This window comes from Romboutsia sp. LXY-2 (genome assembly GCF_056171995.1).
In genome coordinates this window covers 262,177-276,954 of the sequence record NZ_JBKFGI010000006.1, presented here as the reverse complement: position 1 = coordinate 276,954, position 14,778 = coordinate 262,177, and the positions used below count along the sequence as shown (strand labels likewise).

Sequence of the window (14,778 nt, the reverse complement as noted above, 5' to 3'; positions counted from 1 at the left end):
TTAACAATTGAGGAAATAACTTGGAGCATGTAATATTATTGCTCCAAGTTTATTTATTAAAAATAATGTCTAATTTTTTGCATAATAACCAAGGGTTAAGGGGGATAATGAATGGAAAATTATGTAGAATTAGAGCCGCATTTTGAAAAATTGAAATCAGATGAGAATTACATAGATTATTTTTATAATTTTAATAGAGACAACCTTAGAACATATCCGGATTTAGCAAAAGAAGCAATTGAAAAGGCTCATATAATATGTAAAGAGAAAAAATATGATAGTGGTTGTGCATGGTGTCTATTATCATTAGGATGGTATTACCATGATAGATGTATGTATGATGAAGCCATAGATTTTCATACAAAAGCGAATGATATTTTTGTACAAAAAAACAATGCAAAGGGGACTTCAAGATCATGTAATGCGCTATTAGCAGACTACACTGCTATAGGCATGCTAGATTTAGCTATAGAGCATGGATTAACGGGAATAGGGATATCAGAAAAATATAAAGATGATGAGATTTTAATTCCTCTAACTATTAATACAGCAATGGCATATTTAGATAGTAAGTTTTATAAAGAATGTGTGGATTTAATTAAAAGACTAGATAACGTATGGAATAAAATAGAGCCAGAGCATTTAGCTATTATTTATAATGCATTAGCTGAAGTTGAAGTAAAACTTGAAAACTTAAGAGCTGCAGATGGATATTGTCAAAAAGCATGTGAGTTAATAGAAGAACATAATTTAATAGTGATTAAAAATGAAAATTTATTTGTACGAGCAGAGATAGACTGGAAGATAGGTATGTATGAAAATGTGGAGACGTATTACCAAGAGGCGCTAGTTTTATCAATAAAATATAATAATATAAGTATGATATTAAAAATATTAAGTAGCTGGTCTAGCTATTATTCTTCAATAAATGACTATGAAAATGCAGAGAAAAAATTACTGAAAGCAATTGAAGAAGGTAAAAAAGTTAACTCTAAATTTTCAATAAAGGAAATTTATTATCAGTTAAGTATTTTATATGAAAATATGGAACGATACAAAGATGCATATGAAGCAATGAATATATATGCTCAGTATGAAAAAGAAGTCTTTAATCACAATAGTAGTTTGTGGTTTGCAAAACTTCATAACAAAAAGATAACTGATGAAGCGAAAGCGTATAAAGTTTTATACGATGAAATGAAAATAATATCTAATATAGGACAAAAAATAACGTCAAACTTAAAAATAGAAAATACACTAGAGTCAATTTATAAAGAAGTAAATCTATTAGTAGACGCAGATATTTTTGGAATAGCCTTATATAAAGAGGAAATTAACAGATTAGACTATGAGTATTTTATTGAAAGAGGCGAAAAAATAAACTATGGTTTGATTTCTGTTGAAGAAGAATATAGCTTTGGGTCATATTGCTATAATAATAAAACAGATATTATTATTAATGATATATATAGCGATTATAAAAAATATCTTAAGCGTGAACTAAATAAAAAAGACTGCAATAAAGAAGTTGCTCACTCGGCAATATTTTCTTCCTTAATTGTGGAAGACAAAGTTATAGGTATAATAAGTGTTCAAAATTACAATAAAAATGCTTATAGTAGTAATGATTTAAATAAGCTAAAAATATTAACTTCATATATAGCAATTGCACTTCAAAATGCTAAATTATTTGAAAAGGTAGAATATCTTGCTACTCATGATAGTTTAACAGGTGTTTTAAATAGAAGCGAGATACTTACTAAAGGAAAGAAAAACTGCGTGGATAAATTGAAAGATAAAGAGTCATCTGGCATAATTATGTTAGACGTTGATCTTTTTAAAAATGTAAATGATAGATATGGTCATTTAACCGGTGATTATATACTAAAGGAAGTAGCTCAAACAATTAAATCTCAGATTAGAGACACTGACTATATTGGTAGATACGGAGGAGAGGAATTTTTAATTTTACTTCCAAATACAAATATAGAAGAAGCTAAAAAAATTGGAGAGAGAATAAGAAAATCAGTTGAAGATAAGGAGTTTAAGGTTGATAAAAATCACATAAATGTTACCTGTAGCTTGGGGGTATGTGAGACAAATAAATATAATAAATTATCTTTTTATGAAGCAGTAAAGTTTGCAGATGAAGCTTTATATAAAGCAAAATACTCAGGACGAAATTGTGTGGTAGAATATAAATAAGTAGATATTACACGAATATAATTTGACGAAGTAAAGGGGACTAGATGAAAAATGTATAGCTTAAAAAATGACTATAGTGAAGGAGCTCATCCTAAAATAATTGAAGCGCTAGTAAAAACAAACTTAGAACAGACAGATGGATATGGTGAAGACATATATTGTGCAGAGGCAATAAGATTAATTAAAGAGAAAATTAATAATGAGAATGTGGATATCCATTTTATACCTGGCGGAACACAAACTAATTTAACAGCAATCGGTGCATTTTTAAGACCTCATGAAGCATGCATATCATGTAACACAGGGCATATTAATGCAAATGAGACAGGTTCTATTGAAGCTACGGGACATAAGGTAATTACAGTAGAATCAAATGATGGTAAATTGAGAAGAGCAGACGTAGAAGCTGTTTTAAGAAAACATAATAATGAACATATGACTAAGGCAAAATTAGTTTATATATCAAACTCTACTGAAATAGGAACAGTATATACAAAAAATGAGTTGAAAGAATTAAGTAATGTTTGTAAGGAAAATAAACTAATATTATTCATGGATGGTGCTAGACTAGGTTCAGCACTTTGCACTAAAAGTAATGATTTAAGTTTAGAAGATATATCAAAGTTTACTGATGCATTTTATATTGGAGGCACGAAAAATGGTGCATTAATTGGTGAAGCATTAGTAATTTGTAGTGATAATCTAAAAGAAGATTTTAGATATAACTTAAAGCAAAGGGGAGCAATGTTAGCTAAAGGGAGATTATTAGGAATTCAATTTGTAGAATTATTTAAAGATGATTTATTCTTCGACATTGGTAATTATGCAAATGATATGGCGGATATGCTTAGGGAAGGTATTGATAATTTAGGATATAAGTATTTAATTGATTCTGAGTCTAATCAAATATTCCCTATACTACCTAATAAAGTTATAGAAAAATTAAAAGAAAAATATTCTTTTGCTATATGGTCAAGTGAGGATGAATATAATTCATGTATTAGACTAGTAACATCTTGGGCAACTAAAAAGGAGGTTGTTCAAGAATTTGTAAAAGACTTAAGCAATATATAACAGCCAGGAGAAATCCTGGCTTTATTTTAAATTTAGGGGGATAAGCATATGGAAAGTAATTATATTGTTGCATACAAAAATGAGTGGAAAAAGCTTAAAGAAAAAAATCTACATGAAGTAGCAAAGCTATTAGATGTAGAGTACTTAGAAGAAAAGCATCAGATTGTAGTTGTATTTTTGTATGAAGAATATATAGTTGATTTTAAGTCAGAAAAAATATATAAGAAAAATAATGGTGAAGTTCCAAGTATTAGTACATGCATTATAATCCTTAATTACTTAACATTTTGTGAAAGTCTAATATTACCATCAACTAAATGGGTAAGTCTTAAAGAATTACCAAATGGTGGTGCTTTATTTTATCCGGCTTTTCATAAAAGTGCTATTGTAAACTTAATAAATAAATTTGGATTTAATAGCCATGATTTTATTGTTAGTGGTAACGATATAGGATGTAAAATAGGTGACTTTGGAGATAAAAGTATTATATTTAGGGTTTTGCCTAAAATTTCATTATGCTTTGTATTATGGGAAGGTGATGAAGAGATAGCTCCTAATGCTACAATACTTTTTGAATCATCTATTCAGCATCTACTACATATTGAAACCATAATTGGATTAGGAATGTTTGTATGTGACAAGTTAATTGAAAGATAATTTACATAATATTGTTTTAAATTTGTAAAGTTTAATATAAAATTCCTTAAAATAGAGAATACTATAATTAGTATGCTTAGATGGAGGAATTATTTTGAAAAATATAAAGTTAATTACAATAGTAATATTACTAATTATAGCTAATTTATATGTATTTAATTCCATTATATTTGATATTAAATATAGTAAATTAATAAATGAATATAGTCAGTTATCGTATGAATATAGAGAATTAGAAAATAAATATATTGAACAAGAAGAAAAGTTACAAGAAGTAATGCTAATGAATTCTGAAAAAAATTTAACATTAAAAGAAAAATTGAAGTTAATATTTAGCATAAATGATAAAAAAATATCTAACATAAAAGAGAAACTTAAAATATATGACTTTGGAAATATACTGGAAATAGTTAAAAATATAACTTTTAGCAATTAGCTATAACTTATGTTATACTTCATAATAGAGGCGTAAAGTACAGAAAAAATTAATTAATTGGGGAGAATACTGTACTAAATATTATTTATACATAGGGTTTATATAAGTAAGTATATTATTAGGAATAATAAGAAAAATACTAAAACCAAGGAGGTTTATGAAATGAGATTTTTTATAGACACAGCAAATGTAGAGGAAATAAAAGAAGCTAATGATTTAGGTGTTATCTGCGGAGTAACAACAAATCCATCCCTAATTGTTAAAGAAGGTAGAGACTTTATTGAAGTAGTAAAAGAAATAACTAATATTGTAGACGGCCCTGTAAGTGCTGAAGTTATAAGCTTAGACCATGAAAATATGGTTAAGGAAGCAGAAAAATTATCAAAAATACATAAAAATATTGTTATTAAAATACCAATGACAGCTGAAGGATTAAAGGCAACTAAGATATTATCTCAAAGAGGTATTAAGACTAATGTAACATTAATATTCTCTGCAGGACAAGCACTTTTAGCTGCAAGAGCTGGAGCTACATATGTAAGTCCATTTGTAGGTAGAATTGATGATATAGGTAAAAATGGTTTAGAATTAATAGAAGAGATCGTTGAAATATTTAGCGTTAATGCTATAGATACTCAAATAATAGTGGCAAGTGTAAGAAATCCAATACATGTATCTGAAGCAGCAAGGCTTGGAGCTGACATAGCTACAGTACCATTAAAGGTAATCAAGCAAATGATAAGTCATCCTTTAACAGATAAAGGGATAGAAGGATTTATGAAAGACTGGGAAGGTTCTTCATTAAAGTTATAAAATAAAAGACTACAATTATTTAAATTGTAGTCTTTTATTTTGTTATTTTCTTAATTTTATAATTATTTTATATTTTAATATTTACTAAAAATTATTTAAAGTATAAAATGATATAAATTAGAGAATTGGATAGTAAAAGGGGGGATAAAAGTATATATTAAATAATTTTAGGGGGACAATTATGAATAATATATTAAAGGCGATAGAAAGAGAAGACAAAAAAAATCCTTATACAGATCAGGAGCTGGCTGATCTCCTAAATTTAAAAAGGTCTGAGATTATAGCGATTAGAAAAAAACATAATATATTAGATTCAAGAGAAAGACGTAAGAAGATATTACTAAAAGACTTAATAGAAGTAATGGAAGAAAATAAAAATCTCTCGGAACGAAAGATAGCAGAGATACTTGTTAATAAGGGATACAATATCTCAAGAAGTGGAATATCGAAATTTATCAAAGAGGAAAATGTTTGCAATAGATCGGTAGCGAGTGAGAAAAAAGAAAATAATAAGCAAGTTAAAAATAATATTAAAAAAAATAAAGTCAGCCTATCAGATCAAGATGGTTTTGAGGATTTAATAGGGATAGAAGGAAGTTTAAAAGATAAAATTAATTTAGCTAAATCAGCAATAATGTATCCTCCAAATGGACTTCATACAATAATATATGGAGAAACTGGTGTTGGTAAAAGTGAATTAGCTACTTGTATGCATAAGTATGCTATTAAAAATAAAATAAGAACAGACAATAGTCCTTTCATAGTTTTTAACTGTGCAGACTATGCTGAAAATCCCAATTTACTGATTGCACAATTATTTGGAGTTGTAAAAGGTGCTTACACTGGAGCAGATTCCAGTAGAGAGGGTTTAGTTGAAAAAGCTAATGGTGGTATATTATTTTTAGATGAAATACATAGACTACCATCTGCAGGTCAAGAAATATTATTCTCATTAATAGATAGAGGAGAGTATAGACGCTTAGGTGAAAGTAATACAAATAGAAAAGCAAATGTTTTAATAATAAGTGCGACTACAGAAAATCCTGACTCAAATTTATTACAGACATTTAGACGACGTATACCTATGGTAATCAATTTACCAAATATGAGTGAAAGACCATTATCAGAGAGACACGAAATAATTTTAAAATTCTTTGAAAGAGAAGCAAAAAGAGTTAATAAGAATTTTATGGTAACAAAGGAAGTTATGTTATCTTTAATGAATTATAAGTGTAGTGGAAATATAGGTCAGTTAAAAAGTGATATTCAAGTTACTTGTGCTAGAGCCTATAGTAGAGTAGGCATTAATAATGATAATGTAATCATAGACCTGGACAATTTAAGAGAGTATATAAAAGCTGGTTATTATGAAAGTTTAAATTCAAGGAAAGATGAAAATGAATTTAAAGTAGATGATGTGTACATAGATATTACAGAAGCTTTAGATAAGAAGAATAATATATTATCTCAAACTGAGATGAGTGAAATATATAATTATGCAGAAAAAGAGTTGAAGCTATTAGAGCGCAAATGTTCTAATACCGATGAGTTAAAGGACATGTTCATTAAAAAATTAGACTTGAAATTTAATGATATTAAAAATAGTAGAAATCTTTCAAATAGAAGGAAGTTTACTAATATAGAAAATCAAATTGATGAAGATACTTTAAAAATAATAGATAAAGTAATGGATTTCTTAAAGCAACAGTATAGACATATAAATCAAAGTCTTTATCTTGCATTAGCAATACATATAGAACATGCTATTGAAAGAATGAAATCAGGTAAAAATATTATAAATCCAAGTTTGGATAGGATAAAAGTTTCCATGCCAACTGAATATGAAATATCTAGATATATTATTGGTATTTTAGAAGAACATACGGGAATGATTTTCCCTGAAGATGAATTAGGCTATTTGGCTTATTATGTTAATAAGTTCTGTTTTAGTGAGGAGACTATTGAGGCTGTAAAAGTAGTAATAGTAACTCACGGTAAAGTTGGAATAGAAATGGCTAAAGTTGTAAATTACATATTAGGAATAGAATGTACAGTAGGCTTAGAAATAGATTTATCAATACCTGGACATGAAGGTGTGGAAAATGTTATTGGAGAAATAAAGAAAATTAATGCACCAAAAGGTATTTTACTTTTAGTTGATATGGGATCACTAATAATACTAGGAGATGAATTAGAAAAAAGAATAGGTATTCGTTGTAAAACTATAAGTAGAGTGGATACTTTATTGTCAATGGAAGCAGCAAAACTAGCAACAATTCAAGGTCTTAGTCTAGATGCTATTATGGCAAGCTTAAGTAAAAACAAAAGTTATTCACTTATTAGTACTAATAAAATTAATTACAACAAGAATTTAGGTAAGGATAATAAGAGAAATATTATTATAGCAGTTTGTTTAAGTGGAGTAGGTACAGCATCAAAGATAAAAGAGCATATTGAAAAATCTCTTAATGATGTACAAGATGATATTGATGTAAAAGCTTTAGGTTTCTTTGGAAATGAGGATTTAGAAGTTATACTTAAGAGAATAGAAGATGATTACAATATACTGCTTATTTGTGGGACAGTTAATATTGACTATAAAAATGTTCCTTTCATACCATATTATGATGTATTTGGAAGTCATGGAAAAAACAAGGTGTTAGAATATTTAAGCTCTAAAAATATGATAGAACAAAAAAATGATAATATACAAAATCTTATTCATGAAGATTTAATATTATATAATTTTGAGGGAATATCAAAAGAATATACTATAGATACATTAGTATCTAAGCTTGAAGAAGGTGGATATGTAGATTCAAAATATATATTAAGTGTTTACAAAAGAGAAGTTATGGGTAGCGTAGTGATGCAATCTAAAGTGGCACTTCCTCATGGTTTACCAGAGCATGTAATAAAACCTGCGATTGCAGTGGCAAAATTAAATAAACCGATTGTATGGGATGAACAATATATGGTTGATTTAGTAATTTTACTAGCAATGAAGGAAAATAATAAGCAAGAAATAAGAGCCTTAGTATCAAAGATACATGACAAAAACATTTTAGAAAGTTTAATAACATCAAAAGATAGCAAAAGTATAAAAGCTTTATTAAGTTGTAGTTAAGACAATCTTGATATAGAAGATAAAAGAGGCATATTGCCTCTTTTTATTATTTAAAAAAATATTAAACAAAATAAACCAATAAGAATTACAAAATAAACCATAATATTAAAACAAAAAAAACCACCATACAAAAACAATAAAAACCAAAATATTAAATAAAATAAATACAAAATGGATAGTTAAGTTGGTAACAAATAAATTAATAAAAAAAAATATTGTTACTAAAGTAGTTGAATTTTAACAATTTTAGGAAAATGTTTTCTTAAGATTTAAGCTTTAATAACTAAAAAAACCAAAAGGTGGCACGTTAAATGCTATATATAATGGCAAGAAAACAAATAAACATACTAATCGAAAGGAGGTATACAAGTGGAATTTGTTAATTTAGTAAACGCAAACACTATAAATATAAATTTAGATTGTTCTACCAAAGAAGAGTTTTTTAAGATAGTGCATGATAAGGTGTTTGACTTAGGATATGTAACAGAAGAATATTATGAAAAAATACTTGAAAGAGAGGGGATATTCCCAACTGGAATTAACCTTGGTGATTATGGAGTAGCTATACCTCATACTGACGCTGATTATACCAAAGAAGAATTTATATCAATCTGTACTTTTAAAGATACAATGGTGTTAAATTCTATGGAAGATCAAAATGAACAAGTACCTATTAAGTTAGCATTTGTATTGGGGTTAAATCAACCACATAGTCAGCTTAAAGTGTTAACAGAGTTAATGAGTATAATTCAAAATCAAGAAATAGTTAACCAATTAATAAAAGCTCAAAGCAGTGAAGAAGTACTAAATATATTAAGTGCAATATAAAGAAATTATTAAAAATTTAGGGGGAAACAAAATGTCAAAGAAAATATTAGTAGCATGTGGAGCAGGGATAGCAACTTCAACAGTAGTTTGTGATAAGGTAGAAAAATTAGTTAAGGAAAATAAAATAGACGCAACAATAGTGCAATGTAAAATAGCAGAGGTAGCTTCTCTTCAAAGCGATGCAGATTTAATAGTAACAACTACAATATTACCAAGAGAATATGATATACCAGCAATAAAAGCTACAGCATATATAACAGGAATAAACGCAAAAGCTTTAGATGAAAAAATCTTAAGCTATTTAAGATAGTATAAATTCAGCTTAAGATTATATAAAAAATTTAAAGGGGGATGTGCAAATGGATCAATTATTAGAAGTGGTTCAGTATATACTGAACATGGGACCGACGGTAATCTTACCAATTACAATTTTAATTTTAGGACTTATATTTAAAGTAAGCTTTACAAAATCATTAAAATCTGGTTTAACGATAGGAATTGGGTTTGTAGGTATAAACTTAGTTGCAGGACTATTAACTAGTACTTTAGGACCAGCGGCACAAGCAATGGTTGAAAGATTTGGTTTAAGTTTAACAATAATAGATGTTGGTTGGCCAACTACAGCTGGAGCTACATGGGCATCACCAGTTGCACCAATAATAATACCAGTGTGTTTATTAGTAAACTTAATATTAATATACTTCAACAGAACTAAAGTATTAAATATAGATATATGGAACTACTGGCACTTCATAGTAGCAGGTGCTTTTGGATATATAGTAACAGGAAGTTTAGCTTGGGCTATAATATGTGCAATAATAATGGAATTACTTGTCCTTTGGGTTGCTGATAAAACAGCCAAAGATTGCGAAGAATTCTTTGGATTAGAAGGTATAACTTTACCTACAGGTTCGACTTGTTCTTATGCTCCACTTGGATATGTAGTTAGTAGAGTAGTAAATAAAATACCAGGAATAAATAAGTTACATGCGGATCCAGATTCTATCCAAAAGAGATTTGGTATATTTGGAGAACCGATGATGATGGGGGTAATTTTAGGTTTAATACTAGGATTACTTGCTGGATATGATGTTGCAGGGACTTTCCAAGTAGGTATATCTATGGGTGGTGTTATGCTACTTATGCCTAGAATGGTTAAGATACTTATGGAAGGGTTAATGCCAATATCAGAAGCAATAAGAGATTTCTTACAAAAGAAATACGAAGGAAGAGATTTATACATAGGACTAGATGCAGCACTAGCAGTAGGTCATCCAGCTGTTATGTCTACAGCATTAATACTTGTTCCTATTACATTATTCTTAGCAGTTATTTTACCTGGAAATAGAGTTTTACCATTTGGTGACTTAGCAACAATACCATTCTATATAGCATTTATAGTATGTTTTAGTAGAGGTAACATAGTTCACTCCGTAATAACAGGTACTATATGTATTGCTTTCGCATTATTAATGGCTACAGATATGGCTACAGTTCATACTCAATTATTAGTTGATGCAAACATGATGCCTGATGGAGCTACATTAGTATCAAGTTTAGATGCAGGTGGTAACTTATTTAAGTGGCTGATATTCAAGCTATCTGAAATAGTTAATATGATAGGGATATTTTAATATATAAACTATAAAAGTTACTCTTTTCTAAAGGAATGCGAAAATTAAATATTTAGCAAACTTTTAGAAGAGAGTAATATTTTTTTAGATAATACAATCAAATGAGTTGGGGGGATATTATGAAAGCAGCAGTACTACATGGTACAAATGATTTAAGATGTGAACAGATTGAAATACGCCCAGTAGAAAGTGATGAAGTGAGAATAAAGGTTATGGCGGCGGGGATATGTGGGTCAGATCCACCAAGAGTTTTAAATAATTGGAAATATCCATTACCAGCAATACCAGGACATGAATTTGCGGGTTGTGTTGTTGAAGTAGGTGAAAATGTAAGTAATGTAAAAGTTGGAGACAGAGTTGTTGCAATACCATTCTTACCTTGTAATGAATGTGAATTTTGTAAAAGAGGTCTATTTTCATTGTGTGATGATCATGGGATGTTAGGAGCTAAAACTTATGGTGCATTTGCAGAATATACAAATATTAAAGCAACTAATGTTTTAAATATAGGAAATATGGACTATGAAGATGCAGCAATGATAGAGCCTCTTGCAGTTGCAATGCATGGGGTATTAAATATAAAACCTGAAGTAGGGGATACAGTTGCTGTACTTGGAAGTGGGACACTTGGTCAATTAGTAATTCAAGCACTAAAAGTAGCTGGTGTTGGAAAAGTAATAGCTGTAGATATAAGTGAAAATAAATTAAAAGAAGCTAGCCAAGTTGGTGCAGATGTTTTAGTAAATGGAAAAGAAGTGAACACAGTAGAAAAAATAATGGCGCTTACAGATGGTCATGGTGTTGATATCGCACTAGAATGTGCAGGTTCTAAAATTACTCAAGAGCAATGTTTACTTATAGCTAAAAAGAAAAGTAAAATAGGATACTTAGGAATAGCTTACTCAGATATTCATTTATCAGAAGAAGCTTTTGAGAATATTTTCAGAAAAGAGTTAGAGCTAAAAGGATTCTGGAACTCATATTCAGCTCCTTTCCCAGGAAAAGAATGGACTAAGAGTATTGAACTAGTTAATGAAGGTAAAATCAAATTAAAAGAGATGGTATCTCATAGATTCTCATTAGAAGATGCCTATGAAGCTTTTGAAATGATAAGAGATAGAAAAGAAAACTTTAATAAAATACTAATATTACCTCAGGGGGTGGAAGTAAGTGAAAGCTGTTGTTAAGACTAGTCCAGGTTATGATAATGTAGAGGTACTAGAGAGAGAAGAGCCGAAAGCCACTGGAGATAAAGTAAAAATTAAAGTTGAATACAGTGGAATATGTGGGTCAGATATACACTCCTTTAAAGGTGAATATAAAAATATAAAAGCTCCAGTAACATTAGGTCATGAATTTTCTGGAGTAGTTGTAGAAGTAGGAGAAGATGTAAAAAACGTTAAGGTTGGAGATAAAGTAACATCAGAGACTACGTTTGAGACTTGCGGAAGTTGTATATATTGTGAAAGTAAAGATTATAACTTATGTTCAACAAGAAAAGGAATAGGAACACAAGTAGACGGAAGTTTTGCAGAATATGTTTTATCAAGAGAAGAGAGTGTCCATGTTCTTCCAGAAAATGTATCACTATTAGCGGCTGCCCTAACTGAGCCTCTAGCATGCTGCGCACATGCGGCTATGGAAAAAACAACTGTAAATCAAAATGAAGTAGTATTAATAATAGGACCGGGTCCAATAGGATTACTTCTTGCTCAAGTTGTTAAAGCTCAAGGCGCTAAGGTTATCATGTCTGGTGTTGAAAAAGATGGAGATAGATTAGAAATAGCAAAAAACTTAGGCGTTGATAGAACTGTAAATGTAATGGCTGAAAAATTAAATGACGTAGTTTTAGAGATGACAAATGGAAATGGTGTTCATAAAGTATTTGATTGCTCGGGGTTCATGCCGGCTGTAAATGAAGCATTAAAATTAATAAGAAAAAAAGGTGTATTTGTTCAAGTTGGATTATTTGCTAAGCAAATGAATGAAATGGATCAAGAATCAATAATACAAAGAGAATTAGAATATATAGGAAGTAGATCGCAAAAACCAAGCTCGTGGATAAAAGCCATAGATTTATTATCGACAGGTAAAGTAAATGCTGAAGCATTAGTAACTAAAGTGGTAGGATTAGAGCAGTTTAGAGAAGGTATAGAATCTCTAATGAGTGGTAGTGAAATAAAAGTAGTTGTAAAATCAGAATAAAAAGGAAGAGATTAATATGAATATTAATGAACTTAAAAATCATTCGAATAATATTAGGAAAAATATAGTCAAAATGGTTGGTACAGCAGGAAGCGGACATCCAGGTGGATCATTATCTATAGCTGATATAATGACAGTATTATATTTTGATAAAATGAATATAGATTTAGCAAATCCAACTATGGAAAATAGAGATAGATTTGTACTATCTAAAGGTCATGCTGCACCAGCTTTATATGCGACTTTAGCTGAAAGAGGATTTTTTAAAGAAGAAGAATTATTAACATTAAGAAAGATAGGTTCAAGATTACAAGGTCATCCTGATATGAAAAAATTGCCTGGAGTAGATATGTCTACAGGATCTTTAGGTCAAGGGCTATCGGCCGCTAATGGAATGGCAATAGCAGGTAAACTAGATAATAAAGATTATACAGTATACGCAGTTCTTGGAGATGGAGAAATACAAGAAGGACAAATATGGGAAGCAGCGATGTCATCCTCTCACTTTGACTTAGATAACCTAGTAGTATTTATTGACTTAAATGGATTACAAATAGATGGATCAAATGAAGATGTAATGAATATTAGCCCTGTTGATAGTAAGTTTGAAGCATTTGGTTGGAATGTAGAAGTAGTAGATGGTCATAACATAGAAGAATTATCAAATGCAGTAGATAAAGTAAAAAGTGTAAAAGGTAAACCTAGCGTAATAATAGCAAAAACAGTAAAAGGCAAAGGTGTATCATTTATGGAAAATAATGTTGCATGGCATGGTTCAGCTCCAAATACAGAACAAACAATAATGGCATTAGATGAGTTAAATGGAGGTGAAATGTAATGGGAGTAGCAACAAGAGAAGCCTATGGTCAAGCTATTAAGGATTTGGCAGAAAATAAAAATATAGTGGTATTAGATGCAGACCTAGGAAAGGCTACAAAAAGTTTAGAATTTAAAAAAGTTGCAGAGGATCGCTTCTTTGATATGGGTATAGCTGAATGTGACATGATAGGAACAGCAGCTGGTCTTGCAACATGTGGGAAAATACCTTTTGCTAGTACATTTGCAGTATTTGCTGCAGGAAGAGCTTACGAACAAATAAGAAACTCTGTAGCATATCCAAATCTAAATGTTAAGATAGCTGCTACACATGCAGGGATTACTGTTGGAGAAGATGGAGGAAGTCATCAAGCAATAGAGGATATTTCGTTAATGAGAAGTATTCCAAATATGGTAGTAATAAATCCAGCAGATGCAATAGAAGCAAGACAAGTAATTTTTGCAGCTGTAGAATATAATGGTCCTGTATATATAAGGTTAGGAAGAGCGGCTACTCCAAATATATATGATGAAAATTATTCTTTCAAAATAGGAAAAGGAAATGTAATAAAAGAAGGATCGGATATATCAATAATTGCTACGGGAATAATGGTAGCAGAAGCACTAGAAGCTGCAAAAGAATTAGAGAGTGAAAATATAAATGTAGAGGTAGTAAATATATCTACAATAAAACCAATAGATGAAGCATTAATAAAAGAGGTAGCAATTAAAACTAAAAAAGTGATAACTGTAGAAGAGCATAGTATTATAGGTGGATTAGGTTCAGCAGTTTGCGAAGTTTTATCAGAAACACCAAATGTAGTAGTAAGAAGAATGGGAGTTAAAGATGTATTTGGTCAATCAGGTAAGCCAGCTGAGTTATTAAAACACTATGGATTGACTAAAGAACATCTAAAGGAAAATATAAAAGAATTAGTTAAAGAAAATATATTAGTATAAGCTAAATCTTTCATAAAGATGTA

At 29.6% G+C, this 14,778-nt stretch carries 13 protein-coding genes; all 13 read left to right on the top strand.

Translation table 11 applies throughout. The annotated features are described in order from the left end of the window. The first annotated feature begins 111 nt into the window (after positions 1-111). Complete coding sequence (locus ACI48P_RS12465) at positions 112-2,205, top strand: sensor domain-containing diguanylate cyclase (RefSeq protein WP_475216157.1); 2,094 nt, start codon at positions 112-114, stop codon at positions 2,203-2,205. 51 nt (positions 2,206-2,256) lie between these two features. Beyond that, the gene (locus ACI48P_RS12460) at positions 2,257-3,279 is read left to right on the top strand and encodes a threonine aldolase family protein (protein ID WP_475216155.1); all 1,023 of its coding nucleotides are present in this window, start codon (positions 2,257-2,259) and stop codon (positions 3,277-3,279) included. Positions 3,280-3,327: 48 nt separating this feature from the next. Continuing rightward, a complete protein-coding gene (locus ACI48P_RS12455) occupies positions 3,328-3,936 on the top strand; it encodes a DUF3786 domain-containing protein (RefSeq protein WP_475216153.1) in 609 nt (202 codons plus the stop codon). Positions 3,937-4,030: 94 nt separating this feature from the next. Then, positions 4,031-4,372 (top strand): hypothetical protein, encoded by a 342-nt coding sequence (locus tag ACI48P_RS12450; protein WP_475216151.1) that lies wholly within the window; start codon positions 4,031-4,033, stop codon positions 4,370-4,372. Positions 4,373-4,534: 162 nt separating this feature from the next. Continuing rightward, positions 4,535-5,185, top strand: coding sequence for a fructose-6-phosphate aldolase (fsa, locus tag ACI48P_RS12445; RefSeq protein WP_475216149.1), 651 nt, complete (start codon positions 4,535-4,537; stop codon positions 5,183-5,185). 181 nt (positions 5,186-5,366) lie between these two features. Next, positions 5,367-8,312 carry a sigma 54-interacting transcriptional regulator gene (locus tag ACI48P_RS12440; protein ID WP_475216148.1) on the top strand — a complete coding sequence of 982 codons (2,946 nt, stop codon included), beginning with the start codon at positions 5,367-5,369 and terminating at the stop codon, positions 8,310-8,312. A gap of 369 nt (positions 8,313-8,681) precedes the next feature. Next, positions 8,682-9,140 (top strand): PTS sugar transporter subunit IIA, encoded by a 459-nt coding sequence (locus ACI48P_RS12435; protein ID WP_475216146.1) that lies wholly within the window; start codon positions 8,682-8,684, stop codon positions 9,138-9,140. Positions 9,141-9,171: 31 nt separating this feature from the next. Continuing rightward, on the top strand, positions 9,172-9,450 hold the full coding sequence (locus ACI48P_RS12430) for a PTS sugar transporter subunit IIB (protein ID WP_475216145.1): 279 nt from the start codon (positions 9,172-9,174) through the stop codon (positions 9,448-9,450). Between the two features lie 49 nt (positions 9,451-9,499). Further along, positions 9,500-10,774: a PTS galactitol transporter subunit IIC gene (locus ACI48P_RS12425; RefSeq protein ID WP_475216143.1), complete on the top strand. Its 1,275-nt coding sequence runs from the start codon at positions 9,500-9,502 to the stop codon at positions 10,772-10,774. Positions 10,775-10,893: 119 nt separating this feature from the next. Further along, entirely contained in the window at positions 10,894-11,961 is a 1,068-nt protein-coding gene (locus ACI48P_RS12420; RefSeq protein WP_475216142.1) for a galactitol-1-phosphate 5-dehydrogenase, read from the top strand. Then, a complete protein-coding gene (locus tag ACI48P_RS12415; RefSeq protein WP_475216140.1) occupies positions 11,945-12,979 on the top strand; it encodes a zinc-binding dehydrogenase in 1,035 nt (344 codons plus the stop codon). Before ACI48P_RS12420 ends, ACI48P_RS12415 begins: the two co-directional genes overlap by 17 nt. A gap of 16 nt (positions 12,980-12,995) precedes the next feature. Then, a complete protein-coding gene (locus ACI48P_RS12410; protein WP_475216138.1) occupies positions 12,996-13,817 on the top strand; it encodes a transketolase in 822 nt (273 codons plus the stop codon). Then, positions 13,817-14,755, top strand: coding sequence for a transketolase family protein (locus ACI48P_RS12405; protein ID WP_475216136.1), 939 nt, complete (start codon positions 13,817-13,819; stop codon positions 14,753-14,755). The genes ACI48P_RS12410 and ACI48P_RS12405 overlap by 1 nt, the downstream gene beginning before the upstream one ends. Positions 14,756-14,778 lie beyond the last annotated feature (23 nt).

Coding starts and splice junctions, on each gene's coding strand:
- ACI48P_RS12465 (WP_475216157.1), top strand. CDS start 112: ATGGAAAATTATGTAGAATTAGAGCCGCATTTTGAAAAATTGAAATCA.
- ACI48P_RS12460 (WP_475216155.1), top strand. CDS start 2,257: ATGTATAGCTTAAAAAATGACTATAGTGAAGGAGCTCATCCTAAAATA.
- ACI48P_RS12455 (WP_475216153.1), top strand. CDS start 3,328: ATGGAAAGTAATTATATTGTTGCATACAAAAATGAGTGGAAAAAGCTT.
- fsa (WP_475216149.1), top strand. CDS start 4,535: ATGAGATTTTTTATAGACACAGCAAATGTAGAGGAAATAAAAGAAGCT.
- ACI48P_RS12440 (WP_475216148.1), top strand. CDS start 5,367: ATGAATAATATATTAAAGGCGATAGAAAGAGAAGACAAAAAAAATCCT.
- ACI48P_RS12430 (WP_475216145.1), top strand. CDS start 9,172: ATGTCAAAGAAAATATTAGTAGCATGTGGAGCAGGGATAGCAACTTCA.
- ACI48P_RS12425 (WP_475216143.1), top strand. CDS start 9,500: ATGGATCAATTATTAGAAGTGGTTCAGTATATACTGAACATGGGACCG.
- ACI48P_RS12420 (WP_475216142.1), top strand. CDS start 10,894: ATGAAAGCAGCAGTACTACATGGTACAAATGATTTAAGATGTGAACAG.
- ACI48P_RS12410 (WP_475216138.1), top strand. CDS start 12,996: ATGAATATTAATGAACTTAAAAATCATTCGAATAATATTAGGAAAAAT.
- ACI48P_RS12405 (WP_475216136.1), top strand. CDS start 13,817: ATGGGAGTAGCAACAAGAGAAGCCTATGGTCAAGCTATTAAGGATTTG.